Source organism: Burkholderia sp. LMU1-1-1.1, assembly GCF_040675865.1.
GTDB lineage: Bacteria > Pseudomonadota > Gammaproteobacteria > Burkholderiales > Burkholderiaceae_D > Rugamonas.
In genome coordinates, this window is record NZ_JBEGHG010000009.1 from 15,714 (window position 1) to 42,498 (window position 26,785).

General features: G+C 64.7%; 23 protein-coding genes. 22 read left to right on the top strand and 1 reads right to left on the bottom strand.

From position 1 onward, the window contains the following. The first annotated feature begins 38 nt into the window (after positions 1-38). The 4 genes from MRBLMU1_RS09750 (at position 39) to MRBLMU1_RS09765 (ending at position 5,217) form a co-directional block, all read left to right on the top strand. Complete coding sequence (locus MRBLMU1_RS09750) at positions 39-797, top strand: Crp/Fnr family transcriptional regulator (RefSeq protein WP_414646055.1); 759 nt, start codon at positions 39-41, stop codon at positions 795-797. 388 nt (positions 798-1,185) lie between these two features. After that, positions 1,186-3,462: a TonB-dependent receptor gene (locus MRBLMU1_RS09755; RefSeq protein WP_363500214.1), complete on the top strand. Its 2,277-nt coding sequence runs from the start codon at positions 1,186-1,188 to the stop codon at positions 3,460-3,462. Then, the gene (locus tag MRBLMU1_RS09760; protein ID WP_363500217.1) at positions 3,462-4,424 is read left to right on the top strand and encodes a fatty acid desaturase; all 963 of its coding nucleotides are present in this window, start codon (positions 3,462-3,464) and stop codon (positions 4,422-4,424) included. Before MRBLMU1_RS09755 ends, MRBLMU1_RS09760 begins: the two co-directional genes overlap by 1 nt. 4 nt (positions 4,425-4,428) lie before the next feature. Next, positions 4,429-5,217: a phosphate/phosphite/phosphonate ABC transporter substrate-binding protein gene (locus MRBLMU1_RS09765; RefSeq protein ID WP_363500220.1), complete on the top strand. Its 789-nt coding sequence runs from the start codon at positions 4,429-4,431 to the stop codon at positions 5,215-5,217. A gap of 127 nt (positions 5,218-5,344) precedes the next feature. Here the strand turns inward: MRBLMU1_RS09765 and MRBLMU1_RS09770 are convergent, their stop codons facing one another. Then, positions 5,345-6,310, bottom strand: coding sequence for an aliphatic sulfonate ABC transporter substrate-binding protein (locus MRBLMU1_RS09770; protein WP_363500223.1), 966 nt, complete (start codon positions 6,308-6,310; stop codon positions 5,345-5,347). A 214-nt stretch (positions 6,311-6,524) separates the two neighbouring features. Between MRBLMU1_RS09770 and MRBLMU1_RS09775 the strand changes: the two genes are divergently transcribed. The 18 genes from MRBLMU1_RS09775 to MRBLMU1_RS09860 all read left to right on the top strand — a co-directional run bounded on the left by MRBLMU1_RS09775 (position 6,525) and on the right by MRBLMU1_RS09860 (position 26,773). Then, positions 6,525-8,114, top strand: a complete 1,590-nt coding sequence (locus MRBLMU1_RS09775; RefSeq protein WP_363500226.1) for a flavin monoamine oxidase family protein — start codon at positions 6,525-6,527, stop codon at positions 8,112-8,114. 25 nt (positions 8,115-8,139) lie between these two features. Then, on the top strand, positions 8,140-8,640 hold the full coding sequence (locus MRBLMU1_RS09780) for a RidA family protein (protein WP_363500229.1): 501 nt from the start codon (positions 8,140-8,142) through the stop codon (positions 8,638-8,640). A 30-nt stretch (positions 8,641-8,670) separates the two neighbouring features. Continuing rightward, positions 8,671-11,058 (top strand): TonB-dependent receptor plug domain-containing protein, encoded by a 2,388-nt coding sequence (locus MRBLMU1_RS09785; RefSeq protein ID WP_363500232.1) that lies wholly within the window; start codon positions 8,671-8,673, stop codon positions 11,056-11,058. A gap of 62 nt (positions 11,059-11,120) precedes the next feature. Then, the gene (locus MRBLMU1_RS09790; RefSeq protein ID WP_363500235.1) at positions 11,121-12,047 is read left to right on the top strand and encodes a LysR family transcriptional regulator; all 927 of its coding nucleotides are present in this window, start codon (positions 11,121-11,123) and stop codon (positions 12,045-12,047) included. Between the two features lie 129 nt (positions 12,048-12,176). Beyond that, positions 12,177-13,022, top strand: a complete 846-nt coding sequence (locus MRBLMU1_RS09795) for an ABC transporter permease (protein ID WP_363500238.1) — start codon at positions 12,177-12,179, stop codon at positions 13,020-13,022. Positions 13,023-13,024: 2 nt separating this feature from the next. Beyond that, the gene (locus MRBLMU1_RS09800) at positions 13,025-13,888 is read left to right on the top strand and encodes an ABC transporter ATP-binding protein (protein ID WP_363500241.1); all 864 of its coding nucleotides are present in this window, start codon (positions 13,025-13,027) and stop codon (positions 13,886-13,888) included. Between the two features lie 2 nt (positions 13,889-13,890). After that, positions 13,891-15,129, top strand: coding sequence for an acyl-CoA dehydrogenase family protein (locus tag MRBLMU1_RS09805; RefSeq protein WP_363500244.1), 1,239 nt, complete (start codon positions 13,891-13,893; stop codon positions 15,127-15,129). After that, entirely contained in the window at positions 15,126-16,241 is a 1,116-nt protein-coding gene (locus MRBLMU1_RS09810; RefSeq protein WP_363500247.1) for an LLM class flavin-dependent oxidoreductase, read from the top strand. Before MRBLMU1_RS09805 ends, MRBLMU1_RS09810 begins: the two co-directional genes overlap by 4 nt. Positions 16,242-16,254: 13 nt before the next feature. Continuing rightward, complete coding sequence (locus MRBLMU1_RS09815) at positions 16,255-17,223, top strand: D-isomer specific 2-hydroxyacid dehydrogenase family protein (protein WP_363500250.1); 969 nt, start codon at positions 16,255-16,257, stop codon at positions 17,221-17,223. A gap of 17 nt (positions 17,224-17,240) precedes the next feature. Then, positions 17,241-18,110 (top strand): class II aldolase/adducin family protein, encoded by an 870-nt coding sequence (locus tag MRBLMU1_RS09820; protein ID WP_363500253.1) that lies wholly within the window; start codon positions 17,241-17,243, stop codon positions 18,108-18,110. Positions 18,111-18,125: 15 nt separating this feature from the next. Then, positions 18,126-18,950: a TonB family protein gene (locus MRBLMU1_RS09825; protein WP_363500256.1), complete on the top strand. Its 825-nt coding sequence runs from the start codon at positions 18,126-18,128 to the stop codon at positions 18,948-18,950. Positions 18,951-18,964: 14 nt separating this feature from the next. After that, positions 18,965-19,762 (top strand): protein TolQ, encoded by a 798-nt coding sequence (gene tolQ / locus MRBLMU1_RS09830; RefSeq protein WP_363500259.1) that lies wholly within the window; start codon positions 18,965-18,967, stop codon positions 19,760-19,762. Between the two features lies 1 nt (position 19,763). Next, positions 19,764-20,186 (top strand): ExbD/TolR family protein, encoded by a 423-nt coding sequence (locus MRBLMU1_RS09835; RefSeq protein ID WP_363500262.1) that lies wholly within the window; start codon positions 19,764-19,766, stop codon positions 20,184-20,186. A 28-nt stretch (positions 20,187-20,214) separates the two neighbouring features. After that, on the top strand, positions 20,215-21,228 hold the full coding sequence (locus MRBLMU1_RS09840) for an ABC transporter substrate-binding protein (protein ID WP_363500265.1): 1,014 nt from the start codon (positions 20,215-20,217) through the stop codon (positions 21,226-21,228). 46 nt (positions 21,229-21,274) lie between these two features. Next, complete coding sequence (locus tag MRBLMU1_RS09845; RefSeq protein ID WP_363500268.1) at positions 21,275-23,779, top strand: TonB-dependent receptor plug domain-containing protein; 2,505 nt, start codon at positions 21,275-21,277, stop codon at positions 23,777-23,779. Further along, positions 23,769-24,776, top strand: coding sequence for an ABC transporter substrate-binding protein (locus MRBLMU1_RS09850; protein WP_363500271.1), 1,008 nt, complete (start codon positions 23,769-23,771; stop codon positions 24,774-24,776). Before MRBLMU1_RS09845 ends, MRBLMU1_RS09850 begins: the two co-directional genes overlap by 11 nt. Positions 24,777-24,822: 46 nt before the next feature. Beyond that, the gene (locus MRBLMU1_RS09855; RefSeq protein ID WP_363500274.1) at positions 24,823-26,163 is read left to right on the top strand and encodes an LLM class flavin-dependent oxidoreductase; all 1,341 of its coding nucleotides are present in this window, start codon (positions 24,823-24,825) and stop codon (positions 26,161-26,163) included. A 28-nt stretch (positions 26,164-26,191) separates the two neighbouring features. After that, positions 26,192-26,773 (top strand): cysteine dioxygenase, encoded by a 582-nt coding sequence (locus tag MRBLMU1_RS09860; RefSeq protein WP_363500277.1) that lies wholly within the window; start codon positions 26,192-26,194, stop codon positions 26,771-26,773. Positions 26,774-26,785 lie beyond the last annotated feature (12 nt).

Genomic DNA, 26,785 nt, shown 5'->3' on the forward strand with positions numbered 1-26,785 from the left:
CGATCTATCGGAATAAAACACACTATAAGAGGCTCGCCATGCAACAAGCTACTCACACCAAGATCTCCGGCAACACGGTAATGGCAATGCACGCAGTCACCCCGGCTGCGGCGCCATCGCCCGCCATCAGCATCATCGGCGCACAGCAAAACGAATTGCTGCGGGCCCTGTCGCGTGAGGAGCTGGTTAGCCTGTTCGACCACCTCGAACTGGTGCCCCTGGCCGCCGGCAAACACCTGTTCGACTTCGGCGACAAAATGGAATACGCCTTCTTCCCGACCAACGCCATCGTCTCGCTGCAGTACGTGACCGAGGACGGCGGCGCGACCGAGATCGCTGTCGTGGGCCGCGAAGGCGTCGTTGGCGTGTCGATGTATGAAACCGAACGCGCCAACTGCTCGGCGGTGGTGCAGAGCGCCGGTTACGGCTACCGCATCAAATCGGCCGTGCTGCGCGAGGCCTTCTTCAGCGGCGGCGCACTGGCGCAGCAGTTGATGCGCCATACCAGCGCGCTGTTCGCCCAACTGGCGCAAACGGTGGCCGGTGTCCGTCACGGCAGCATCGAGCAGCGTCTTTGCCGCTGGCTGCTGGAGCGCCTGGACCGCTCCACGTCCAATGAACTGAAAGTGACGCAGGAGATGATCGCCAATATGCTGGGCGTGCGCCGTGAGAGCATCACCTGCTCGGCGGGCAAGCTGCAGGAAGAGGGCCTGATCGAATACCGTCGCGGAACCGTCACCGTTCTGGATCGCAGCGGCATGGAGCGTCGTGCCGGCGGTTGCTACGTCGCCGCTTAATCAGCTTCGCCTCACACCTCTATTAGTGTAGGTACCTCGGCGCATGCTGGAGTTGTTCCAGTTTGCGCTGCACCAGGCAATACCAGGCCATCGCCCATCTGGACGCAAGCATCGATTCCTCCACCGTCGGCGCGGACATGGTCCGCTGAACCGCCATCATCTGGCGATGCAGTGCGCGGGCGGCGGGCGTGTGTTTGGGGGCGTTTGAAGTATCCATGGTTCTTATTGTGGCCTCCTCGCGAAACGCCGGCTGTGCGCTGTACCACGTTGGCGCTAAGCTACTTTCTCTTCTGATTTTCTTCTAAGCAAGCGCGTTTATCTTCGTTTCCCAGTCTTTTTCGGGTCTATATACTGTTTTCTCATGGTATAGGCTGCTTAATAAGGAAAAATGATGGGGAAGAGGGATTATCGGGTCGCGGCCGTGTTGTCGGTTGGCGTCATCGCCGGTGCGCAGGCGCAGAACGCGGCGCCGCCGCAGGAAGGCGACCGGATAGAAAAAGTGGAGGTTACCGCTACGCGGTCCGCCAGCGCGGTCGACGTGCAGCAGGTGCCAGCCGCGATCACCGTGCTCAAACCGGAAAATCTGACCAAATATGGACTTGGCAACCTGACCGACATCGCCGCTCTGGTGCCGGCGATGTCCGTCCAGGAGCAGGGGCCGGGCATCAACAACATCACGATGCGCGGGCTGGTTGTGCGGGGTATCGTCCCGTCCGAGGTGCAGGACGCGTCGCTGGTCGCCGTTTATATCGACGACATGCCGGTGACCTTGAAGTCCTCCAATCCGGACCTGAAGGTGCTGGATTTGGAGCGCGTGGAGGTGCTGCAAGGCCCGCAGGGCACGTTGTTCGGCGCCGGCGCGATGGCGGGCGCCGTCCGCCAGATTACCCGGAAACCCGATTTGACCGATCTTTTCGGCTCGGTGGAGGCGGTCGGCTCCAGTACATCCAAATTTGGTGGTGGAAATCACAACCTGCGCGGAATGGTCAACCTGCCGCTGAAAAGCGATGTGCTGGGACTCCGCCTGACCGCCTACACGGGGAACGATTCCGGCTATATCCGCAACCAATATAACGGCGCCATCACCAACGCCGTCTCCACCAACCAGGGACGGGCCGCTTTGCGCCTGAAGGCCTCGCGCGATCTGGTGATCGACGCCAGCGTCACCGCCTCCAACGTCAAGGCGGGTGTCAATGACGCTTATGGCGATCTGGCGCCGTACACCACCTTTGCCCTGATCCCGCAGACCAGCAACGACAAACTGCAGCTGTATAACGTCGGTGTCAGCTACGATTTGGGCGGTGCGCAGCTGGTTTCCTCGACTTCCTACCTGCATCGCGACACGCTGTACGTGACGTCGGCACAGTATCCCGCGACCGCGTTCATCTTCGGTGGACAGAATCCGCTGATGCAAGCCGCTTACACGATCGGTAACAAGGTCGAGGACTTCGCGCAGGAATTCCGAGTCAACTCCAAGGGCGAAGGACCGTTCAAGTGGACCGCCGGCGCCTTCTTCGAGAAGGGCAAGCGCGATACGCTGCAGGACGAGCCGACCGTCGGTTTCGACGCCCGTTACGCCGAGACCCGCAACTTCCCCGGCTATAACTCGCAGATCAACGAGCTGGCTTTCAATCCGGACGACTTCTTCTCGGGAGCGCAGAACACCAAATCGCGCCAGGCCGCGCTGTTCGCGGAAGCGACTTACACCATATGGGAAAAGCTGGACTTGACGGCCGGCGTGAGGCTATTCCGTGGCACGCAGGACTTCGATCTGCGTTTTAGCGGTTTGTTCGGCAATCTGGTCAACGCCACGCCGGCCGCGCCGGTTGGACAGCCGACGCTCAGCAACAGCAGCGCGACGTCGAAAGGCGCCAATCCACGCTTCGTCGCCGCCTATCGTCTCGATCCGGACCACACCCTGTACGCGTCGGCGGGCAAGGGCTTCCGCTACGGCGGCAACAACCAGCCGGTGCCTTTCAACTTCTGCGGCATCAACGCGCCGACCACCTTTGATTCGGACAGCCTGTGGAACTACGAGGTTGGCTCGAAGAACACGCTGCTCGACCACCGCATGACCTTCAACGCCAGCGCCTACGTCATCGAATGGAAGGACGTGCAGGTCTTCAACCGCCTGCCTTGCACCTACTACTTTACCCAAAACGCCGGCAAGATCCGCAGCGAGGGCCTGGAGCTGGAAACCGCCTTCAAGCTGACGCGCCGCGCATCGGTGGGACTGAGCGCGGCCTACAACCATGCCTACGCCACTCGGACCGTGGTGACCGGCATCGCGGCGCAGAACATCCCCGAAGGCAGCCGCGTGCCGTATGCGCCGCGCTTGTCGGCCACCGCGACGGCCAGTTACAGCATCCCGGTGCGTGGCACGGACGAAGTGGGCATCTCCGCCAGTTATGCTTATCGCGGCGACGCCTACACCAACTTCGCGCCGGAGCAGGGCAGTTATGCGCGCATCCCGTCGTCGAACACGGTCAACGCCACGGTGACTTACAAGACCGGGGCCTACGAGATCGGCCTGTTCGGCACGAATCTGACCAATGGCGCCAAGGTCAACGACGTCGTACCTAACACCATCGCCATCCAACCTGGTAATCTGGTGTACATGGCGCGTCCCCGAACCGTGGGTTTGCGCGTTAAAGCGAGATTCTGATGCTGAAGCAGCGGCCCTCCGAGTATATCGATGCGCGTCAGCGTGGCGAAATCGTCGCGGAACGGGGCCGCTTGCTGTGGCTGGGCGAGTGGCCGACCTGGCTGCTGATCGCCGTCATCCACGGCGGCTGGCTGCTGACGCTTGCATATTGGCGTGAAATCGGCACCGTGCCCGCCACGCTGCTGATGATCTGGTGGTGCGCCTGGTACATGTCGTTGCAACACGAACTGATACACGGCCATCCCACCCGCTGGCCAGCGGTGAACCGCCTGTTCGGCTATCTGCCGCTGGCGGTCTGGTATCCGTATGGACTGTACCGAGACAGCCACCTGCGCCACCACAACGACTTTGATTTGACGATGCCGGCGCTGGACGCCGAGAGCAATTACGTCGCGCCGGCGCGGTGGGCGGAAATGAACAAGCCTTTGCGCGCGCTGCACTGGTTTAACAAGACTTTTTGGGGACGCATGCTGGTCGGGCCGGCGCTTGCCGTCACCGGCACCTGGGCCGAGGCGGTGCGCGAACCGCTGCGCGGCGAGTGGCGCAATGTGCCGATGTGGCTGACGCATGTCGCCTTGCTGGCGGCGATGTTGTGGTGGGTGCGGTCGGCCTTCGGCGTCGAGCCGCTTTACTATCTGCTTGCAATCTCGTATCCGGCGCAATCGCTGGCGATGGTGCGTTCTTACTATGAACATCGTCCGGCTGCGGATCACAAGCAGCGCATCGTGCTCAATGAAGCGGGTTTTGTTTGGCGCGTGCTGTTCCTGAATAATAATCTGCACCTGGTTCATCACGATCTGCCTTCGGTGCCCTGGTATCTGCTGCCGCGCGTCTACAAGGCGCGGCGGCTGGCTTACAATACGCGCAGTGGCGGCTTTCATGTCCAGGGTTATGGACGGTTGATGCGCCGCTTCGGTTTCGGCGCGATCGACGCGCCGGTTCATCCCCATATGCCGGATTAGTCAAATGACCTGGACAGCCGCTCTGCCGATGTACAACGTCTCAGCGCGGCTCGGGCAGGCGTATGAGGCTTTGCTGATCACGCTGGCGGAGGAGGCCGGGCAGGTGGTTTCGCTCGAATCGCCTTCGGACTTGCCGGCGTTCTGGCGGCGGCGGGATCTGCTGCTTAGCCAGACTTGCGGCTATCCTTATATAACCCAGTTGCGTGGCGCGGTCACGCTGGTCGCCACGCCTTGCTATGATTTCGCAGGGTGCTCCGGCAGCGACTATTCGAGCGTCATCGTGGTGCGCGAGGGGGCCGAGGTCGATGTGCTGGCCGATGCGATCGGGCTGGTCGCCGTGGTCAACGATTTGAATTCCAATAGCGGTATGAATGTGCTGCGCCATGCGGTGGCGCCGCTGGCGCGGGGCGGGCGTTTTTTTGGCAAGGTGATTCAGTCGGGCAGCCATGCCGCCAGCGTGCGCATGGTGCGCCAGGGCGCGGCCGATATCGCGGCGGTGGATTGTGTCACCTGGGGGTATCTGGCGCGGGAGGATTCCGGGGCCTTGAGGGGGCTGAAGGTGCTGCGGTATTCGGTGGCGTCGCCGGGGTTGCCGTTGATCGCGGGTGGGGGTGTGGAGGAGGAACTGGTGCTGCGGCTGCGCGGGGCGTTGCTGCGGCCGACCGCGCGGTTGCGGGAGTTGATGGAGGTGCTGAGTATTCGCGCCTTCGAATATCGTGGCGATGCCGATTACGCCCGGATACTGCAGATTCAAACCGAAGCCGAGGCGGTGGGTTATCCGGGGATCACGTAGGGCGGATTAGGCGGGACGACGTAATCGGCCATGCATGCGTTTCGGTAACGCATACATGGCCGATTACGCTACGCTAATCCGCCCTACGTGTCTCCGTGGTTGATGAAACGTCGGGTGCCGGGGGACTTCACTTCGCGCCGCGCCACAACGGCACCGCCGTCGCATCCAGCTTGCGCGGCAGCAGACCCTCGCCATAAAACGCGTCGGCAATCCGTTGCTGCTCGCCCAACGCATCCTTCAGCACCAGCCTGACATCGTAGCTTCGCCGGCTGTTGGCCAATTCCACCGTCTTCGCATCCAACCCCCACGCCGGCGCCAGCAGCTCCGACGCTTCCTTCGGCGATTGCTTTACCCACTTGCCGGTCTTGCGCAAGGCTTCAAAAACCACCGCCAGCACATCCGAACGCGCCTCCGCATAGCTGGTGGCGGCAAGATAGTAGCGCTGATAGTCGGCGATATTCCGCCCGTCCGCCAAAATCTTCACCGACGACTGCCGCTGCACGCCGGCCAGGTAAGGGTCCCAGGTCACCCAGGCGGCGACGCTGCCACGCTCGAACGCCGCGCGGCCGTCGGCAGGCGTCAGGTAGGCCGGTTCGATGTCCTTGAAACGCAAGCCCGCCTTGTCCAGCGCCGCGATCAGCAGGTAGTGGCTGCCGGCGGCCTTGGTCAAGGCTATTTTCTTTCCCTTCAAATCCGCCACGCTGGTGTACGGCGCGTCGGCGCGCACCACGATCGCCTGCGCCGATGGCGACGGTGCCTCCTGCGCGAAATAGGTCAGCTGCGCGCCTGCCGCCTGCGCGAACACCGGCACCGTGTCGGCGACGTCGGCGCTCAAATCCACGCCGCCCACATTGAGCGCCTCCAGCAGCGGCAGGCCGCTGGAGAACTCGTGCCAACTGACCTTGACGCCCAGCGGCGCAAGATCCTGTTCCAGTTGGCCGCGCACCTTGAGGATGGTGAGCAGGGTGGATGACTTCTGGTAGCCGATGCGCAGCGTCGATGGTTTTTGCGCCAGCGCCGGCAAGGATGCCAGTGGCAGCAAGGATGTCAACGCAAACAGGGATAGCACGGTACGGCGGCGCGGGGTGAACATGAAGGCTCCGGAAGTTGGTTATCTTTCGATTGTAGGTCGCGTGCCGCCGGCACCGGAACGAATGGTTTCGCGTTTGGATATAGCGCCAGCAGATATCGTCCACGTAAATACATTATTCTCAAAATTCATATTTGAATATGATAAACAATTAGTTTCTACATAATTGTCCGCGTCATAAGATCGCTCCGACTTAACCAATTTGTGGAGCTAACTTATGACAGTGTCGCGTCGGAACTTCCTTGTGCAGCTTGCTGCGACCAGCGGCTACGCCGCCGCCACCGCAGCGATGACGACCTTGGGATTGGGGGCGCCGGCCATTGCGGCCGCCGGCCAAACCGCAGCGCCGCAGCTCGCCCCCGGCTCGGGGAAGGGCCTGCGCGTGCTGGTGCTGGGCGCCGGCATCGCCGGTCTGGTGTCGGCCTACGAGTTGCGCAAGGCGGGTTATGAGGTGCAGGTGGTGGAGGCGCGCGACCGTGTCGGTGGCCGCAATTGGACCATCCGCAACGGCACCCGCATCGAGTACAACGACGGCACCACGCAGACCGCCGAATTCGAGCCGGACCACTATTTCAACGCGGGGCCGGCGCGTCTACCCAGCCATCATCAGACCATCCTTGGATACTGCCGCGAGTTCGGCGTCGAGCTGGAGGCGGAGGTCAACACCAGCCGTAGCGCCTATTTTCTGCCGGATCCGGCCAAGGGCGGCCAGCCGATCCAGCTGCGCCGCGCCATCAACGACGCGCGCGGCCACATCTCCGAGCTGCTGGCCAAGTCGGTCAATCGCGGCGCGCTCGATCAGGAGCTGAGTGCCGACGATCGCGCGCGCCTGGTCGAATTCCTCAAGGTCTATGGCGACTTGACGCCGAAAGCGGAATTCAAGGGCACCGAGCGTTCCGGTTACAAGGTCTTTCCCGGATCGGCGGAGCAAGTGGGCGAGCGCCAGGAACCGTTGTCGCTGGAGGCCTTGCTCGATCCTGATCTGTGGACCTCGCTGATCTTCGATGAACTGCTGATCTTCCAGCCGACGATGCTGCAGCCGGTCGGCGGCATGGACCGCATTCCGCATGCCTTCCACGAGCGGTTGAAGGATGTCGTGCGGCTGAACACCGAGGTCAAGGCCATCCGCAACAAGCCGGCGGGCGTCGATGTGACGGTGCGCGACCGCGCCAGCGGCAAGGAGCAAGTGCTGTCGGCCGATTTCGCGATTACGACTTTCCCTTTGCCGGTGCTGGCGCTGGTCGACACCAACTTCTCGCCGGAGGTGAAAGCCGCGATCTCCGGAGTTCACTACGACACCGCCAGCAAGATCGCCTGGCAGTCGGGCCGTTTCTGGGAGACCGATACGCATATCTATGGCGGCATCTCCATCGTCAAGCACGATACGGGACTGATCTGGTATCCCAGTGGCGGCTTTCATAAGGCCAGCGGTGTTCTCGTCGGCTGCTACAACATCGGCCAGGTCGCGCGCGATTTCACCGCCCAGCCCTTGGCGGCGCAATTCGCCTCCTCGCGCGGCGTCATCGACCGTGTGCATCCGGGGCGCGGCGCCCAACTGCAACGTCCCGTCAGCGTGGCCTGGCACAAGGTGCCGTACAGCCTCGGGTCCTGGGTGCACTGGGCCACGCCGGCGGAAAAGGAATACACCTTGCTTAATAAGCCGGAGGGCCGCGTCCACTTCGCCGGCGAGTACCTTAGCCAGATCGGCGCATGGCAGGAGGGCGCCGCGCTGTCGGCCCACCATGCCATCGCCGCCATCGCACACCGCGTTGCCACCGGCGCCACCGTTGCCAAGCGCGCCGCCTGATTTTTTCACATCGAAAGAGCACACCATGAAAACCTCCGTAAAAGTACTTTTCGCAAGCCTGCTGTTGTCCACCGCCGCCGCCCAGGCGCAGCAGATCAAGCGCACGCCCATCCCGAATTCCAATTTCCCGATCTCGGTCGCGGTCACGGTGCCGGCCAATGCGGAAACCATCTATTTCAGCGGCGTGCTGCCCGACGTCGCCGACGCCGCCGCGCCGAAAGGAACGCCGGCCGCCTATGGCAGCACCGAGGCGCAGACGGCGTCGGTGCTGCGCAAGCTGCAGGCCGCGCTGGCGGCCGAAGGCCTGACCTTCGGCGATGTCGTCTCGCTGCGGGTGTTCCTGGTGGGCGATCCGAAGCTGGATAACAAGCTCGATTTCAACGGCCTGAACACCGCCTTCGGACAATTCTTCGGCACCGCCGCGCAGCCGGCCAAGCCGGCCCGCACCGCCTTGCAGGTCGCCGCGTTGCCGTTGCCCGGCGCCCTGGTGGAGATCGACCTGATTGCCGCCCGCGTCAAGCCATAACTTTTATATATACTTCAGGAGCTGAACCGCATGAATCAACCATCATCGATCCGACCACGCCTTCGTCCCGTAGCATTGGCTATTTCGCTGTTGTACGCGGCCGCGTCGCCCGCCATGGCCGCTGAAGCCGAACCCGAAGCGGCGGCGCTGGCCGCCGGCATCGTGCAGGACGTCGTCGTTACCGGCACCCGCGATATTCAGCGTTCGGCAGGGGAAAGCCTTAGTCCCATCGATGTGATCAGCGCCAAGGATTTGCAGCGCACCGGCCAGACCGATTTGCGCGATGCCCTGGTCAAGTTGCTGCCGTCGATTAACCGGCTGGCCCAGACCGGCGACGCCGCCAACCTGACCAGCGCGTTGACGTTGCGCGGGCTCAGTCCCAATCACGTTCTGCTGTTGGTGAACGGCAAGCGACGCCACACCTCGGCGAACATCACGGCGGATGCGGGTTCGCAGCAGGGCGCCACGCCGGTCGATATCGACCTGATACCGGTCAGCGCCGTCGATCACATCGAGGTGCTGCGCGACGGCGCGGCGGCACAATACGGTTCCGACGCCATCGCCGGCGTGATCAATGTCATACTCAAATCGTCCAGCCAGGGCGGCAGCGCGACCGCCACGGCCGGCGAATACTACAAGCATGACGGCTTCACGCTGGGCGGCGCGGCCGATATCGGTCTGCCGCTCGGCGCGGATGGTTTCGTGCATCTGAGCGCGGAATATCGCAGGCATGAGCACAGCATGCGCAGTGGCGCCGATGAGCGCACCGGGACCTTCGTCAACCAGACCCTTGGCGATCCGCAGATCCGCCGCGAATCGTTTGGCGCCAATGCCGGAATCGCGGTCAACAAGGACATCGAGCTGTATGCGTTCGGCACCGCCGCCCACCGGGCGGGCGGCAGCTATCAGAACTACCGGCTGCCATCGCGCCTGCCGCAGGTGCATCCGAACGGCTTCAGCCCCATCGAAACCAGCAACGAGACCGATGCCGCGCTGACGGCCGGTATCAAGGGAACCGATCTGGCGGGATGGCGCTGGGACCTGAGCGCCAGCTATGGCATCGACAATGTCAAGATCAACATGGTCGATTCCGCCAACACCGATTTGTATGCGGCCACCGGCGCCACGCCCACCAGCTTCCATCTTGCGCAGTACAAGAATATCCAGCAAAGCGCCAACGCGGACCTTGCGCGCTCGTTCGATACCGGCTTTTTGCCTTCCGCGTTGAGCGTGGCGCTGGGCGCCGAGTTTCGGAGGGAGACTTATGAGGTGGGGGCGGGTGACGAGGCGTCTTACTTCGGCAGCGGGTCGCAGGCTTTGCCTGGCCTGTCCCCGGTCAGCGCCGGCAGGCATTCGCGCAATATCGGCGCCGCCTATGTCGACTTTTCGACCAAGCTGACCAGCCAGTGGGAGGCCGAACTGGCCGGCCGCTATGAACACTACAGCGACGCGGGCAGCACCCGCAACGCCAAGGTATCGACGCGCTATGAGTTCAATCCGCGCTTCGCGGTGCGGGGCACGGCCAGCACCGGCTTCCGCGCGCCTTCGCTGGCGCAGGAGAACTACACCAGCCTTGCCGTCTCGCCCACCACCGCCGGCGGCCAGCTGGCCGTCAATTCGGAGGCGGCCCGCAAGCTGGGCGCCCTGGCGCTGCGGCCGGAGAAGTCGCGCAGTTTCAATCTTGGCCTGGTCGCCGAGCCGATAGAGAATCTGCATGTGACGGTCGACGCCTACCGTATCCTGATTCGCGACCGGATCGTCCAGGGCGGCACCTACACCGGCCAGGCGGCCATTGACGCGCTCACGGCGGCCGGCATCAGCCTGCCGAGCGGCTTGTCGTCGGTGAGCGCGAGTTACTACGCGAACGGTGTCGATACCCGCACGCAGGGTCTGGATTTTGTCGCGGGCTACCCCTCGAACCTGGGAAGCCCGGGCCGCATCGACTGGGACTTCAGCGCCAACATCAACACCAGCAAGGTGACCAAGGTCGCCAACGACGGCAATGGTCAGACCCTGCTCAACGCCCAGCAGGTTGGTTACCTGACCACGGCCACGCCCAAGAACAAGCTGATTATCGGCGGCGTCTGGACGCTGGACGACTGGAGCGTGAGTCTGCACGCCACCCGTTACGGCAAGACCGCGACCGAGGCGACTTTCTTTTCGGGACCGAATATTTATTCGACGACGGTGTTCAACCACATAGAGAACAAGCCGAAGACGCTGACCGATCTGGAGGTGCGCTACGCGGTGACGAAAAAACTGCAGCTGGCCGCCGGCGCGACCAACTTGTTCGACGTGTATCCGACCAAGGTGCCGCCGGCCAGCCGCTATCTTGGGGTGTATCAGTACGACACGGCGGCCGCGCAGATACCGTTCAACGGCGGCTATTACTATGTCAGGGCGAACTACAAGTTCTGATTAGGGGTTAATATGGCGTCTGTTTTTGCAGGGTTTAATTCAATACATGCGTCGATACTTACATGAAAATAGATGACATCAGTGCGTTCGTGGCGGTGGTGCGCAGCCAGTCGGTCAGCGCCGCGGCCGAGACGCTGGGGCTGACCCAGTCGGCGATCACGCGCCGCGTGCAAAACCTGGAACAGGAACTGGGTGTGGAGCTGCTCGACCGCAGCGTCAAGCCGCCCAAACCCAGCCTGATGGGCAAGCAGGTGTTCGAGCAATGCGGCAAGGTGCTGCTGGAAGTCGACCGACTTCGCGATCTGGTTCAGGTGGACCAGGCGCCCACCGGCGTGTTCCGCATCGGCGTCATTCAAACCATCGGCGACGTGGTGCTGCTCGAGACGCTGCAGAATCTGAACCGCACCTTCGACGGATTGCATACCGAAGTGACGTCGGGCTGGGGTTCGCAATTGGTCGAGCGGGTGGCCAACGCGGAGATCGATGCCGCCGTGGCGCTGTTCCCGGCCACGAAAGTGCTGCCCGACGGGCTGCGCGGCCGCACGCTGGGGCGCATCGAGCTGGTGATCGTCGCGCAGAAGGGCGCCATGCCCAAGCGCAGCTACAAGCTGCGCGACATTTTCAGCACCGGCTGGGTGCTCAACCCGGACGGCTGCGGTTTCCGCGCCGGCCTGGCGCGCGCGCTGATGGAGCAGGGCCTGTCGTTCAAGATCAATCTCGAGACCTTCGGCACCGATTTGCAACTGGGACTGGCCGCCAGCGGACTGGGACTGGGCCTGATGCCGCGCCCGATACTGGAGCGCAGCCGCCACCGCGCGCAGCTCGATATCGTCAACGTGGTGGACTTCAAGCCGGTGCTGGATATCTGGCTGGTGCAGCCTTTGCAGCCAGGCCCGGTGCAGCATGCGATCGATTTCTTCGCGCAGGCGGTGCAGCACGCGTTCGCCGAGGCGCCGTTGAAGGCGGTGCCCAAGGTGGCTGCGCGCTAGTTTGTAATTATTCCTGAAAATCATATATCAATAGTCGAAACAATTAGTTTTGACATAATCATTTGCTACCTATACTAGATTTCAACGGCTCGCAAAGCCTTCGAATCCTCAGCATAGGGAAGCAAAGACATGTCGGTTTCAACTCCTGCCTACGGCGGCGCGACAGCACCAGTATCGTCTTCCGATACCGCGCCCGCTAAAACCAAGCCATCCGTTCTGCTGTCTGTGTTGCGGCGCGCCGCCAGCCCGCTGGTGCTGCTCGCGCTGTGGGAAGTGGCTTCGCGCGCAGGCTACCTGCCGGAGCGCGTGCTGGCGGCGCCATCGCAGATCTTTGTCACGCTGGGCGAGTTGATCGCATCCGGTGAAATGGGCAGCAACGTGTGGGTGTCGCTGCATCGCGTTCTCACCGGCCTGTCGGTGTCGCTCACGCTGGGCACCGCGCTGGCGCTGATCGCCGGCCTGTCGCGCCAGGGCGAGGTGGCGGTCGATTCGACGATGCAGATGGCGCGCACTTTGCCTTTCCTTGGCCTGGTTCCCCTGTTCATCCTGTGGTTCGGTATCGGCGAGTTCACCAAGATCGCACTGATCGCCTTCGCCACCACCTTCCCGATGTACCTGACGCTTTACAGCGGCATACGCGGCATCGATTCCAAGCTGGTGGAGGCGGCCCGCCTGTTCGGCCTGAGCTACCCGCAGTTGATCGTCCACGTGATCCTGCCCGGCGCTTTGCCATCCTTCCTGGTCGGCCTGCGCTACTCGCTGGGCGTGAGCTGGCTGTCGCTGGTGGCGGTGGAGCAGATCAACGCGACGGCGGGCCTGGGCTACCTGATCAACAACGCCCGCGACTTCATGCGCACCGACGTGATTGTCGTCTGCCTGCTGGTCTATAGCCTGCTGGGCCTCGCCACCGATCTGCTGGTGCGCGCCATCGAACACTATGCGCTGGCCTGGCGTCCGACTTTCATCAAGGACTGAGCATGCAAACCATACAAATCGATCTGCCACGTGCCGGCATCGCCGCGCGCAACGACGGCGCTTCCAGCTTCCGTCCCGAAGCGCCGGTCGCGTCGCGCACTCCGGTGCAGGCCCGCCTGCTGAGCAAGCACTTTGGCCCGAACGTCATTCTCGACCAGCTCAATCTCGATATCCGCGCCGGCGAATTCGTCGCGCTGCTGGGCCGCAGCGGCTCCGGCAAGACCACGCTGCTGCGCGCTCTGGCGGGACTGGACCGCATCACCTCCGGCACGCTGGAGGTGCCGCAAGCCCGCGCCGCCGTGTTCCAGGAGCCCCGCCTGATGCCGTGGAAGCGCGCCTGGCGCAACGTCACGCTGGGACTGAAGATCGACCAGCCGCGCGAGCGCGCCCGCCGGGCGCTGGCCGAGGTGGGGCTGGATCACCGCGAGAACGCCTGGCCGGCGACGCTGTCCGGCGGCGAGGCCCAGCGCGTGGCGCTGGCCCGTGCGCTGGTGCGCGAACCGCAGTTGCTGTTGCTCGACGAGCCGTTTGCCGCGCTGGACGCGCTGACCCGCATCCGCATGCACCAGCTGATCCTGGCGCTTTGGCGCCAGCACCGGCCATCCGTGCTGCTGGTGACCCACGACGTCGACGAGGCGGTACTGCTGGCCGACCGCGTGCTGGTGCTGGAGAAGGGCCGCATCGTCTCCGACATCGCGATCACCCAGCCGCGTCCCCGCAGCGCCGAGCGGCCGGAGTTCCAGCGGGTCCGCGCCCAGCTGCTGCAATTACTCGGCGTTGAAACCGATGCCCCGGCTCCGGCAGCCGAGCCGGAAGTCCAGGCGCCGGTCCATACCCCATTCAACTTCAGTAACTTCTCGATCTGATCATGACCACATCCGTCCTTCGCCTGCCAGTCATCGATCCCGCCCATCAGCTGGACAGCCCGGAATTCGCCGCGCTGCTGGATAGCCTGAGCGCCGAATTCGCCGCCACCGCCGAACAGCACGATCGCGACGCCAGCTTCCCGCACCGGAATTTCGACCGCCTGCACGAACTGGGTCTGCTCGGACTGACCGTGCCGCGCGCCCTGGGCGGCCTTGGCGCCAACATGGCGCAGACGACGCGCGTGGTGGCCGCCGTGGCGCGCGGCGAGCCGTCCACCGCGCTGGTGCTGACCATGCAGTATCTGCACCATGCGTCGGGCCGGCAGTCCAAGTGGCCGCCGCATCTGCTGAAGCGTGTCGTCGAAGAGACCTTGCGCGACGGCGCGCTGATCAACGCGCTGCGCGTGGAACCGGAACTGGGCACGCCCGCGCGCGGCGGCCTGCCCGCGACCACGGCGCGGCGCACGCCGGAGGGGTGGCGCATCAGCGGTCGGAAAATCTATTCGACCGGCATACCGCGCCTGACCTGGCTGGGCGTCTGGGCCCGCAGCGACGATCCGGAGCCGCTGGTCGGCAGTTGGCTGGTGCGCCGCGACACGCCGGGAATCACCGTCATCGAAAATTGGGATCACCTGGGCATGCGCGCCACCGGCAGCCACGAGGTGGTGTTCGACGATGTGCTGGTGCCGCTCGATCACGCGGTGGAAGTTGCGCCGGCCGGCGCCGCCCCGGATCTGGATGCCTCGCTGCTGCTGTGGATGTCGGTGTTGCTGTCGGCGATCTACGATGCCGTGGCCCGCTCGGCCCGCGACTGGCTGGCCACATGGTTGGAAGAGCGCGTGCCGGCCAACCTTGGCGCGCCGCTTTCGACGCTGCCGCGCTTCCAGGAGGCGTTGGGGCAGCTGGACGCCTGGCTATTCTCCAACCGCGTGCTGATCGACGCCGCCGCCAACGGCGCGGTGCCCGCCTCGGACGCATTCCGCGTCAAATACCTGGTCACCAACCAGGCGATCCAGGTGGTGGAAAAAGCGATTGAGCTGAGCGGGAATCCGGGCCTGTCGCGCGCCAATCCGCTGCAGCGCCACTACCGCGATGTGCTGTGCAGCCGTATCCATACGCCGCAGAACGACAGCATTTTAGTCAACACCGGCAAGGCGGCCTTCGCCGCGCGCGCCGCAAAAAAAACCTCCTCGTCCGGCGTGGCCGGTATTTCATCCATCACTGCAAAGGAAGCATCATGAGCATCGAATTCATCGGCTTTAGCGCCACCCAGGAAGTATCCGAAACCGTGCTGCCGCAAGGTTCCGTCGTCAACAAGAGCTTCCTCGGCGCGGTGGCCCGCGCCCACGAATACGCCGGTTTCGACCGCGTGCTGGTGGCCCATAGCAGCGCTTCGGTGGACGGCTTCCAGGTGGCCTCCTATATCGCCTCGCAGACGCAGAAGCTGGGCATCCTGCTCGCCCATCGTCCCGGCTTCGTGTCGCCGACCCTGGCGGCGCGCCAGTTCGCCACGCTGGACCACTTCAGCGACGGCCGCCTGGCGGTCCACGTCATCAGCGGCGGTGACGACACCGAACAGCAGCGCGACGGCGACTTCCTCGACCACGACCAGCGTTACCAGCGCACCGACGAATACCTCGACGTGGTCCGTAAAACCTGGACCTCGGAAGGACCGTTCGACCACGAAGGCCCGATCTACCGCTTCAAGGGGCAGAACGCCGGCGTGCGTCCGCTGAACAACCAGCACATCCCGGTCTACTTCGGCGGCTCGTCGGAGGCTGCGATCGAAGTGGCAGGCAAGCATGCCGATGTCTACGCGCTATGGGGTGAATCGCTGGCCCAGGTGGCGGAGACGATCGGCCGCGTGCGTGCGGCCGCCGCCAAGCATGGCCGCGCCGACAAGATCCGTTTCAGCCTGTCGCTGCGCCCCGTGCTGGCGGCGACCGAGGATCAGGCCTGGGCCAAGGCCGACGCCATCCTGGCGACAGCCACGGAGAGAGTGAAGGGCAATACCTTCTTTAGCCAACGCCCGCAGCAACCGCAGAACGCCGGCTCCCAGCGCCTGCTCGATACGGCCGCGCAGGGCAGGGTGGTCGACGAACGCCTGTGGACCGGCATCGCCGCGTTGACCAAGGCGGCCGGCAATTCCACCGGCCTGGTGGGCACGCCGGAACAGGTGCGCGATGCGCTGCTCAAGTACTGGGAGCTGGGCGTGACCACCTTCCTGATCCGTGGCTTCGATCCGATCCAGGACGCGCTGCAGTACGGCCGCGAACTGATTCCCCTGGTGCGCGCGGCGGTAGCCGAGCGCGAAGCGCAGCAAGCCGGCCAGCCTTCGCGCCTGGCCGCCTGATACGGAGTAGTCGATGAGCCAAACGACCAGATTAAGGAACGGCGACATCATCGTCGCCAGCCAGTTCGACACCAAGATCAACGCGCTGCTGGCCGAGCGTACCGGCCTGGCCGTGCGCGATGTGCCACCCGGTCCGCTGACGGCGCTGCCGCAGGGCGCCGACGTCCTTTTCGCGCTGCCCGCGCCGAAAGGCCAGACGCTGTTGCAGACGCCGGCGCCGGCCGGCTGGAGCGAGGTACGCTGGGTGCAACTGGCCTCGGTCGGCATCGACTACTACCCCGATTGGCTGTTCGACGGTCCGGTGGTCACCTCCGCGCGCGGCACCGCCTCGGTGGCCATCGCGGAGTACGTGCTGGCGGCGATCTTCACGGCCGCCAAGCATATTCCGGAAATCTGGCTGGACCAGGCCAGCGACTGGCGCCGGCTGACGCTTGGCCTGGTGCAGGGGACGACCTTGGGGCTCTATGGCTTCGGCTCCATCGGCCGCGCGCTGGCGCAGCGGGCGCTGGCGCTGGGCATCAAGGTGGTGGCGCTGCGCCGTTCCGACGAGCCGTTCGGTGTCGACGGCGTCGAGCGGGTCGGCTCGCTGGATCAACTGCTGGCGCGCTCGGACCATCTGGTGCTGGCGGCGCCGTCGACCGCCGAGACGCGCCACGCCATCAGCCGGGCCTCGCTGGCCCATGCCAGGCCCGGTCTGCACCTGATCAATATCGCGCGCGGCAATCTGGTCGACCACCAGGCGCTGCTCGACGCGCTCAACGAAGGAAAGGTCGCGCTGGCGACACTGGATGTGACGGACCCCGAGCCGCTGCCGGCCGGGCATGCGTTCTACGGCCATCCGCGCGTACGCTTGTCGCCGCACATTTCGCCCAGCACCGACCAGATCGTGCCGGCGCTGATCGACAAGTTCGTGCTGAACCTGGACCGCTTCCGCAGCGGCGAACCATTGACCGACGTGGTCGACACCGCGCGCGGCTACTGAACTTACAAGGAACCATCATGAGCAGTTCATCACCACTTTACTCGGCCCCGCTGTCGCGGCCACACCTGCGCCAGGTCGGAAAAAGCACACCGCGTCCGGCGATCTACGCCGCGCCGCGCGACGCCAACGGCAGCGTTATCTTTGCCGAACCACCGCCACCGCCGACCATCGAAGGCCAGCGCCAGTACCGCAAGGAGCGGTTGGCCGTCTCCTTCCGCCTGTTCGCGCGCTATGGCTACGACATGGGCGGGGCGGGACACATCACCGCACGCGATCCGGAGTTCCCGGACCACTTCTGGGTCAATCCGGCCGGCGTCTATTTTGGCCACATTCGTGTATCGGACCTGATCCTGGTCAGCCACGACGGCAAGGTGGTCGAGGGCGACGGGCTGCTGAACCGGGCCGCGTTCGCGATCCACTCGGAGCTGCACAAGGCGCGGCCGGATGTCATCGCCGCCGCCCATTCGCACGGCCTGTATGGCAAAGCGTTCGCCGCGCAGGGCAGGTTGCTCGACCCGTTGACCCAGGATTCCTGCGCGTTCTACCAGGATCACGCGATCTTCTCGGACTTCAGCGGCGTGGTGCTCGATTCGAGCGAGGGCGAACGCATCGCCGCCACCTTGGGCCAGCGCAAGGCGGTGATCCTGCAGAACCACGGCTTGCTGACGGTCGGCGCGTCGGTGGAGTCGGCGGTGTGGCGCTATATCGCCTTCGAGAACGCGGCCCAGGCGCAGTTGTTGTCCGAGGCGGCCGGGCCGACCAAGCCGATCCCGCACGAGGTAGCGCTGCACACGGCAGGCCAGATCGGCTCCGACGCCGGCGGCTGGTTCAGCTTCCAGCCGCTGTGGGACGTCATCACGCGCGAAGAGCCGGACCTGTTCGACTAATCAAGGAGGACCATCATGTCTAGCGCCACACTGTCATTGAACGATGCGTATCTCGCAGGCCAGGCCGACCAGGTGGATGCCGCCGCCGTATCGGTCTCCCCCGGTGCCGGATTCGCCACGTCCTACCTGCAAGGAGCGGCGGCCAGGCCGGCCGGCTGGCTGCGCAGCCCCGGCGCCGCCGGCACGGTGCTGGTGCATGGCGCGGCGCTGCTGGCCATCTGGAGCTTTTCCAGCGCCGTCGTCAAAGCGCCGGCGCCGCCGCCGGTGGTGGAATTGATCCGCCTGCAGCCGGAGCCGAAGAAGGAATTGGCGCCGCCCAAACCGGAGCCTGTGAAGGAAAAACCGGTGCAGCTGGCGCCGCCCAAGCCGGTGGCCCAGCCTTTGCCGGCGCCGAAGACGGTGGAGACCTCGGCCGACAAAGCCGAGACCTACACACCGCCCGCGCCGCCGGTGCAGGCAGCGCCCATCGGACCTGTGACACCGGTGGCGCCGGCGCCCCCGCAGCCGCCGGCCCCCGCGCCGGTGGCCGCCGCCCCCAGGCAAATCAGCACCGAAGGCATTCCGACCGACTATGTGAACCAGGTCTACGCACGTATCAACAGCAATACCGATTATCCGCGCGAAGCGAAGATGCGCCGCCAGCAGGGCAAGGTCGGCTACCGCCTGACCCTCAATCCGCAGGGCGCGATGATTTCCTTCGATATCCAGTCGTCCGGCGTGGAAGCGCTGGACGAGGCGGCGCGCGACGCGATTCGGCGCGCGGCGCCATTCCCCCGGCTGCCCGATCTGGGTGGCAGCACTTATCTGCTGGCCGGGAACATCGTCTTCAAAATTAACTAGTCAAGGAAAACGCCATGAGTGCTACCCAAGTTGTCGCCCAGTCTGTTGCTCATCTATCGCCGTTGCAGCTGTTCGAGCAGGCCGATTTTATCGTTAAATCCATCATGGTGGTGCTGGTCCTGGCGTCGCTCGCCAGCTGGGGCGTCATCATCGACAAGCTGTTGCGCTTCTCGCGCCTGCGCCGCAACGCCATCGCCTGGACCGGCGCGCTGGCCGGACAGCGTTCGTTGGCGCGGCTGGCGCAGGAGCTCAAGCAAAATACGCAGGACCCATTCGCCCGCATCTACCACGCCATCGTCGACGAGTGGCACACCAGCCATCGGCAGCATTTGCATGTCGACGCGGCGGGGCGCGACAGCCTGAAGGAACGCATCAACCGCGTGGGGCAGATCAGCAGCAACGTCGAGGTGGAGCAACTGCAGAAAGGCTTGTCGATCCTGGCGACAGTCGGTTCGGTGGCGCCTTTCGTCGGTTTGTTCGGCACGGTCTGGGGCATCATGAACGCGTTCCAGGGCATCGCCGCCAGTAACAGCACCAGCCTGGCGGTGGTGGCCCCGGGGATCGCCGAGGCCCTGTTCGCGACCGCGCTGGGACTGGTGGCCGCGATCCCCGCCGTCGTCGCCTACAACCGCGCATCCGGTGATCTGAACAGCTATGCCGCCCGCCTTTCCACTCTGGTCGGATTGGTGGAGGTGCAGCTGTCGCGTCAACTGGAGGCGGGGGAGGCGCTGGTGGAGAATATCGACGCGGCGCCGGCCAAGGCCGACCGCGCGGCGCGCAACGTCACGCCGCTGGCGGCGCAGGGAGCCTGATATGGGCGTCCGTCTATCCTCAGGCCCGGCCCATCGCCCAGGTCCGGTCAGCGATATCAACGTCACGCCGCTGGTCGATGTCATGCTGGTGCTTCTGATCGTGTTCATGGTGGCGGCGCCGATGATGACGGCCGGCGTCAAGGTCGATCTGCCGACGTCCAGCGCCAAGCCGCTGGAGGAGCCGAAACCGCCTATCGTGGTCAGCATCGACGCCAGCGGCACGGTGTTCGTCAACCAGACCGCCGCCACGCCGGATACGCTGCTGCCGCTGATGGCCCAGGAAGCCGCCGGCGACAAGGAGCGCCGCATCCACCTGCGCGGCGACCAGGCGCTGGCCTACGGCCGCATCGTCAAGACCATGGGAACCCTGAACGATGCCGGCTACGCCCGCATCGCGCTGGTCTCGGAAGCGCCCGCGCCCTAAACATTCACACATCACAGAGGCTGGAAAAATGGATTCGATCACTTCGAAGGGCGACACTCGCCGTCAATTTCTGCGCCGAAGCGCGCGATTGGGCGCCGGCGCCGGGCTGGCCGCGCTGCTGGGCGGCTGGAGTAACGCCACCCGCGCGGCGGCGGCACAGTTGCGCGACACCACGCTGCGGGTGGGCACTTACAAGGGGGGCGACTCCTATTATTTTAATGAGGCGGGCGTCGCGACGATCCCCTACAAGACGGCGCTGGCTGAATTCGCGGCCGGCAACCTGATCGTCGAAGCGCTGGCGTCGGGCTCCCTGGATTTCGGCAGCATGAGCGAGATCCCTCCGATCTTCGCCGCCGCCAGCGGCGCGCCGCTGAAGGTGATCGCCGTGCTGCGCGGGGACGTCAACAACCAGGTGGTGCTGGTGCCGAAAAATTCTCCGATCACCGATCCTGCGCAGTTCAAGGGCAAGCGCATCGGTTATGCGCGTTCGACCACGTCGCACTACTTCCTGCTGCAGCTCTTGAAGGAAAACGGCCTTGGGTTCAAGGACATCCAGCCGGTGGCATTGCCGCCGCAGGACGCGTTCGCGGCCTTCAAGAGCGGTCAAATCGACGCCTGGGTGATCTACGGCCTGGTGGTGGAACTGGCCAAAAGCCAGGAGGGCGCGCGCGTGCTGCGCACGGCGGACGGCTACCTGTCCGGTAACTACGTCATCAGCACCTCGCCGCAGGCGATCGCCGATCCGCTCAAGCACGCCGCCATCGGCGATTACCTTCAGCGCGTGGCCAAGGTCTATGAATGGATCAACCGCAATCCGAAACCATGGGCGGCCAAGAGTGGGCAGCTCGCCGGCGTGCCGCCGCAGTTCTTCCTCAACCAGGCGACCCAGCGCAGCCAGCCCTACAAATTGGTGGCGGTGGACGACGCGGCGATCAAGTCGCAGCAGCAGGTGGCCGATGTGTTTTCCGATGCTGGCCTGCTGGCGCGCCGCATCGACGTCAAGCCAATCTGGGACCGCAGTTTTGCCAAGTACCTGACCTGAGTACGAAACAACCACAAAAAAACATAACGATAGAGGGAATCAACGCATGCAGCAGTATAAAAACAATCAACCAAAACTGAAGGCCCTGCGCCTGGCGCTGCTGGCGACCGGCCTGTTGGGAGGCGCCAGCGCGTTGGCGCAGACCAGCGTGGGGCAGGTGCAGGACGTGGTGGTCACCACCGGCGTGCGTGGCGAGGCGCGCACCGTGGCGGACAGCCCGGCGCCGATCGACGTGATCAGCGGCGAACAGTTGATCCATACCGGCCGCGCGGAGCTGGCCGAGGCGCTGGGGCGTCTGCTGCCGTCGTTTAACTTCGGCACCAACCAGGCCGGCGTCAACTCGGTGGTGCGGCCGGTCAGCAACCGTGGCCTGGGACCGGCCTACACGCTGGTACTGGTCAACGGCAAACGCCGTCACAATTCGGCGCTGCTGACCAACGGCGGTGGCGATACCAGCGGCGTGAACGCCATCGATCTCGATACCATTCCGCTCAGCGCCATCGACCATATCGAAGTGCTCAAGGATAGCGCGGCCGCGCAATACGGGTCGGACGCGGTGGCCGGCGTCGTCAACGTCATCCTTAAAACGGGTAACCACGGCGGCCAGGTATCGGCCAGCTACGGAGAGTTGAAGAGCGGTGCCGGCGACCTGTCCAATAAGAAGCTTGAGGGCGACGTCGGCTTCGCGCTGGGAGACGACGGCTTCGTCCACATCGCCGCCGCGCTGCGCAAGCGCGGCCAGTCCTGGAACAACTTCCCGTCAACGAACCTGGTCGCGTATTCGCCCGCATCGAATCCCAAGAACGCCACCTGGAACCGCGACGGCGCGCATAACGGCGATCCGGGCATCGAAGCCTACGATCTGGCCTTCAACGCCGAGAAGCCGTTCAACAAGGACATCACGCTGTACGCGTTCGGCACGGCCGGCACCCGCAACACCGTGGCGGGGAATAACTTCCGTCGTCCCAACGGGCTGGCGACGATAGCGCAGGTTTACCCGGACGGCTACTTCGCGCTGAATAATATGAGCGCCTTCGACTTCCAGCTGAACGCCGGCGCGCGCGGGCGCACCGCGGGCTGGAACTGGGATATCAGCACCGGCTACGGCAAGAACCGCGCCCGCCAGTACAGCAACCTGACCCTGAATCCCTCGCTCGGACCAACGTCGCCGACCAGCTTCGATAACCTGGCCGTTTATCAGTTCGAACAATGGACCACCAACGAGGACTTCACGCGCGCATTCGACATCGGCCTGAAAAAGCCGTTGCAGTGGTCGTGGGGCCTGGAACAGCGTGTCGAACGCTTCACCACCTACGCCGGCGATCCGCTGGGTTACGTCAACGGCGGCTACATCTTCAAACCCGGCGACCAGGAAGGCAATCCGAATGTCGGCAAGCCGGCCGCCGTCGGCGCGCAGGCCGGCGTGGCCTTGTCGCCGGCCGACGCGACCAGAATCCAACGCACGGTGCTGGCGATCTACAACGATATCGGTTTCTATCCGGTCGAGAACCTGTTCGTCGACGGCGCGGTGCGCGCGGAGCACTACAACGACAGCGCCGGCAACACCGCCAGCGGCAAGATCAACAGCCGCTACGACTTCTCGCCGAAGTTCGCGGTGCGCGGCACCGTCGGTTCCGGATTCCGCGCGCCGTCGCTGACGCAATCTGGCTACTCGCAGACCGACAACCGCACCAACATCAATCCCGTCAGCGGCGTGGTGGAGCCCAGCCTGTCCAAGCTGCTGCGCAACGATTCCGCGCTGGCCCGCCAGTTCGGCGCGCGCGATCTCGATCCCGAAAAGTCCGTCAACTTCGGCATCGGCCTGGTACTCAAGCCCGCGGATAACATCAACATCACGCTGGACGGCTACCAGGTCAAGGTCAAGGACCGCATCATCCGCACCGGATACATGTTCGGCCCGGCCTTCGCGCCGACGCTGATCGCCGGCGGATTGACCGGCACCGAGTGGGTGCAGTACTTCGCCAACGGGGTCGACACCCGCACGCGCGGCGCCGACCTGGTGGCCGACATCACCAGCGACTACGGCAGCTATGGACTGGTGCGCTGGGGCGCGGCGGTCAACTGGAATCGCACCAGGATCACCAATATCAAGGCCACGCCATCGGAGATCACGGCGTTGGGCGCCAATCCGGGTGGCAGCTCGGTGTGGTTCGGTTACTCGGCCGGTGGCGGCATAGGCGACCTGACCGCGACTCCGAAGACCAAGCTGATATTGTCGGCGCGCTGGTTCATCGGACCGGTGGAGGCGAATCTGCAAACCACCCGCTACGATTCCTCCACCTGGCAAACCACCGCCGATCGCGCCAGGGACTACCATTTCGGCGCCAAGTGGTTGACCGACCTCGATGTCAGCTACGCCGTCACCAAACGCGCCAAGCTGGTGGTGGGCGCGGCCAACCTGTTCGACACCAAGCCGGACCGCAACGGTCCGGGCGACGCCAACTCCGGCAGCAGCGGCTTTGTCTACGGCCCCGCGCCATTCGCGCCGAGCGGCGCCTACTACTACGGCAAGGTCACTTATGACTTCTGATCCCAATCGCATCCGGCGCTTGCTGGCGATGCTGCCGGCGGCCGCGCTGCTGGGCGCCTGCGGCAAGGCCGCCGAGTCGGGGAATTCCGGTGCTTCGGCCGCCCCGGCTCCGGTCGACCTGTCCAAGGTGACCGTGGTGCTGGGCGACCAGGTCAAGCTGCTGCGCACCAAGGCGGAAGCGGCCGGCGTGCTCAATGACGTGCCGTACAAGATCCAGTGGGCCAGCTTCCAGGGCGCCGCGCCGCTGTTCGAGGCGGTGGTCTCGGGCGATGTGGATACGGCGATGGCGGCCGATACGCCGGCCCTTGCGGCGGCGGCGGGAGGCGCGCGCGTCAAGGTGGTGGCGGCCAGCGTGTCCTCGCCGACCGGTGTGGCGATACTGGTCCCCGCAGGATCGCCCATCAAGTCGGTGGCCGATCTCAAAGGCCGCAACGTCATCGTCTCGTCGGCGCGCGGCAGCGTAGCGCATTACCTGCTGTTTGGCGCGCTGCGCGAGGCGGGGCTCAAGCCGGACGACGTCACCACCGGCTTCCTGTTGCCGAGCGACGCCGCTGTCGCCTTCTCCAGCGGGAAGATCGAAGCATGGGCCACCTTCGGCACCTACCAGGCCAACGCCGAAATCCACGGCGCGCGCGTGTTGCGCGACGGAGTGGGCATCAATTCCGGCATAGGCGTGATCGCCGCGTCGGATGCCGCGCTGGCCGATCCGGGCAAGCGCGCCGCCCTGGCCGACGTGTTGCGGCGCCTGGCGCTCTCCAACACCTGGGCCAACGCGCACCCCAAGGAGTACGCCGAAGTGTTCCAGCGGCTGACCGGTTTACCGGCCGACGTGGTCAAGCTGGTGGTCGATCGCGACCGCCCGCAGCTACGCCCGGTCGACCAGCAGATCGTCACGCAGCTGCAGCAGGTGGCCGATACATTTTTTGAAGCGAAGCTGTTCCCGCGCCGGGTCGATGCCAGTCGGCTGGTCGACACCACGCTTTTCCGGCCGGCTTAACTCCGGTTCCCATCCCCGGATCCCATCCCATATCAGGAGCATCGTCATGACTACATCACAAGCATCGCGTCAACTCAAACTCGGTTTCATCCTGCACGGCGTCGGCCCCGGCTGGGGCGACTGGCGTCATCCGGATGCCGATCCAACCGCCAGCACCAATATCGATTTCTACCTGCGGCAGGCAAAACTGGCGGAGCAGGGCAAGTTCGATTTCCTGTTCGTGGCCGACAGCGTCCACATCACCGAGAAATCCAGCCCGCACTACCTGAACCGCTTCGAGCCGCTGACCATCCTCTCGGCGCTGGCCACCGCCACCAGGAACATCGGCCTGGTGGGTACGCTGACGGTCAGCTACAGCGAGCCTTATACGGTCGCCCGCCAGTTCGCGTCGCTGGACCACATCAGCAAGGGTCGCGCCGGCTGGAACGTGGTCACTTCCTGGCTGTCGGGCAGCGCGGAGAACTACGGCAAGCCGACGCACCCGCCGCACGAGGTGCGCTACCGGATCGCCGCCGAGCATCTGCAGACCGTGCAAGGGCTGTGGGATTCGTGGGAGGACGACGCGCTGGTGCACGACAAGGCAAGCGGCCGGTTCATCGACCCTGACAAGCTGCATACCTTGCACCACCAGGGCGAGTTTTTCTCGGTGCGCGGTCCGCTGAACATCAGCCGTTCGCAGCAAGGACAGCCGGTGATCTTCCAGGCAGGCGCCTCGGAGGATGGACGCAATTTCTCGGCGCGCCATGCCGAGGCCTTCTTCACCGAGGGATCGAGCTTCGAATCGTCGCAGGCCTACTACGCGGACATCAAGAAGCGCGCCGCCGCCTTCGGCCGCCCGGCCGGCAAGCTGGCGGTGCTGCCGGCGCTGCGCGCCATCGTCGGCAAGACCGAAGAGGACGCCCAGCGCCTCTACCAGGAAGCGGTGGCGCTGGTTCGCATCGAGGACGCACTGGTGGCGCTGGCGCGCTCGTTCAACGAACATGACCTGACGCAGTACCCGCTCGACGGCCCGTTCCCGGACATCGCACAATACGGCGCCGAAAGCAACCGCAGCGCATCCGAGCGCATCATCCGCACCGCGCGCCAGGAAAACCTGACCTTGCGCGAGACCGCGCTGCGCTACGCCAGCCCGCGCAAGGAGTTCGTAGGCACCGGCGTGCAGGTGGCCAACGCGATCCAGCACTGGTTCGATGGCGGCGCCGCCGACGGGTTTATACTGTTTGAGTCGCTGCCACGCCAGCTTGACGCCTTTGTCGCCGAGGTGGTGCCGGTGCTGCAGCAGCGCGGCCTGTTCCGCCGGGACTATGAACACACCACCTTGCGCGGCAACCTCGGGCTGGACGTGCCGGAAAACCGCAACACCGCCGCCCGCCGCCAAGCCGCCTGATAGGGGTGGCTTAGATGAGGAGACTTAGATGAGTACATCATTGGGTTTTGAAACGCCGGCCCGCCTGTGGCATTTCGTCGAGGCGCTGGACTCCCTGCTGGGGCAGGGCCCCGAGGCGGACGAAACGCGCATCGTCGCGCAGGGCTCCAAATTGCTGCGCGAACTGGTCGCGCATGACGACTGGCTGCCGCAGCAGGCCGCGCTGCCGGACCCGCAGTACTATCGCCAGTATCTGCTGTACCGCGATCCGGCGGCGCGGTTCTCGGTGGTCAGCTTCGTCTGGGGGCCGGGCCAGTCGACGCCGATCCACAACCACACGGTATGGGGCCTGATCGGCCTGCTGCGCGGCGCCGAGATCTCGCAGGACTACCGCCGCCGCGCCGATGGCCTGCTTGAAAAAGTGGGCGAGCCGCAGCGGCTGGAAACGGGCGTGGTGACGGCCGTCTCCCCAACGCTGGGCGACATCCACCAGGTCTTCAACGCCTACGACGACCGCATCTCGATCGGCATCCACGTCTACGGCGCCGACATCGGCGCCGTCGATCGCAGCGTGTTCACGCCGGAAGGCGCGGTCAAGCCTTTCCGCTCCGGCTACGCCAATGCCGCCTGATCGTCCCAAACA

Excerpts from the sequence above, each read along its gene's own strand:
- MRBLMU1_RS09765 (WP_363500220.1), top strand. The coding sequence starts at position 4,429 with ATGACCTGGACAGCCGCTCTGCCGATGTACAACGTCTCAGCGCGGCTC.
- MRBLMU1_RS09855 (WP_363500274.1), top strand. The coding sequence starts at position 24,823 with ATGACTACATCACAAGCATCGCGTCAACTCAAACTCGGTTTCATCCTG.
- MRBLMU1_RS09810 (WP_363500247.1), top strand. The coding sequence starts at position 15,126 with ATGAGCATCGAATTCATCGGCTTTAGCGCCACCCAGGAAGTATCCGAA.
- MRBLMU1_RS09825 (WP_363500256.1), top strand. The coding sequence starts at position 18,126 with ATGTCTAGCGCCACACTGTCATTGAACGATGCGTATCTCGCAGGCCAG.
- MRBLMU1_RS09780 (WP_363500229.1), top strand. The coding sequence starts at position 8,140 with ATGAAAACCTCCGTAAAAGTACTTTTCGCAAGCCTGCTGTTGTCCACC.
- tolQ (WP_363500259.1), top strand. The coding sequence starts at position 18,965 with ATGAGTGCTACCCAAGTTGTCGCCCAGTCTGTTGCTCATCTATCGCCG.
- MRBLMU1_RS09805 (WP_363500244.1), top strand. The coding sequence starts at position 13,891 with ATGACCACATCCGTCCTTCGCCTGCCAGTCATCGATCCCGCCCATCAG.
- MRBLMU1_RS09845 (WP_363500268.1), top strand. The coding sequence starts at position 21,275 with ATGCAGCAGTATAAAAACAATCAACCAAAACTGAAGGCCCTGCGCCTG.
- MRBLMU1_RS09785 (WP_363500232.1), top strand. The coding sequence starts at position 8,671 with ATGAATCAACCATCATCGATCCGACCACGCCTTCGTCCCGTAGCATTG.
- MRBLMU1_RS09800 (WP_363500241.1), top strand. The coding sequence starts at position 13,025 with ATGCAAACCATACAAATCGATCTGCCACGTGCCGGCATCGCCGCGCGC.
- MRBLMU1_RS09750 (WP_414646055.1), top strand. The coding sequence starts at position 39 with ATGCAACAAGCTACTCACACCAAGATCTCCGGCAACACGGTAATGGCA.
- MRBLMU1_RS09790 (WP_363500235.1), top strand. The coding sequence starts at position 11,121 with ATGAAAATAGATGACATCAGTGCGTTCGTGGCGGTGGTGCGCAGCCAG.
- MRBLMU1_RS09840 (WP_363500265.1), top strand. The coding sequence starts at position 20,215 with ATGGATTCGATCACTTCGAAGGGCGACACTCGCCGTCAATTTCTGCGC.
- MRBLMU1_RS09860 (WP_363500277.1), top strand. The coding sequence starts at position 26,192 with ATGAGTACATCATTGGGTTTTGAAACGCCGGCCCGCCTGTGGCATTTC.
- MRBLMU1_RS09795 (WP_363500238.1), top strand. The coding sequence starts at position 12,177 with ATGTCGGTTTCAACTCCTGCCTACGGCGGCGCGACAGCACCAGTATCG.
- MRBLMU1_RS09770 (WP_363500223.1), bottom strand. The coding sequence starts at position 6,310 with ATGTTCACCCCGCGCCGCCGTACCGTGCTATCCCTGTTTGCGTTGACA.
- MRBLMU1_RS09760 (WP_363500217.1), top strand. The coding sequence starts at position 3,462 with ATGCTGAAGCAGCGGCCCTCCGAGTATATCGATGCGCGTCAGCGTGGC.
- MRBLMU1_RS09850 (WP_363500271.1), top strand. The coding sequence starts at position 23,769 with ATGACTTCTGATCCCAATCGCATCCGGCGCTTGCTGGCGATGCTGCCG.
- MRBLMU1_RS09775 (WP_363500226.1), top strand. The coding sequence starts at position 6,525 with ATGACAGTGTCGCGTCGGAACTTCCTTGTGCAGCTTGCTGCGACCAGC.
- MRBLMU1_RS09835 (WP_363500262.1), top strand. The coding sequence starts at position 19,764 with ATGGGCGTCCGTCTATCCTCAGGCCCGGCCCATCGCCCAGGTCCGGTC.
- MRBLMU1_RS09820 (WP_363500253.1), top strand. The coding sequence starts at position 17,241 with ATGAGCAGTTCATCACCACTTTACTCGGCCCCGCTGTCGCGGCCACAC.
- MRBLMU1_RS09755 (WP_363500214.1), top strand. The coding sequence starts at position 1,186 with ATGATGGGGAAGAGGGATTATCGGGTCGCGGCCGTGTTGTCGGTTGGC.
- MRBLMU1_RS09815 (WP_363500250.1), top strand. The coding sequence starts at position 16,255 with ATGAGCCAAACGACCAGATTAAGGAACGGCGACATCATCGTCGCCAGC.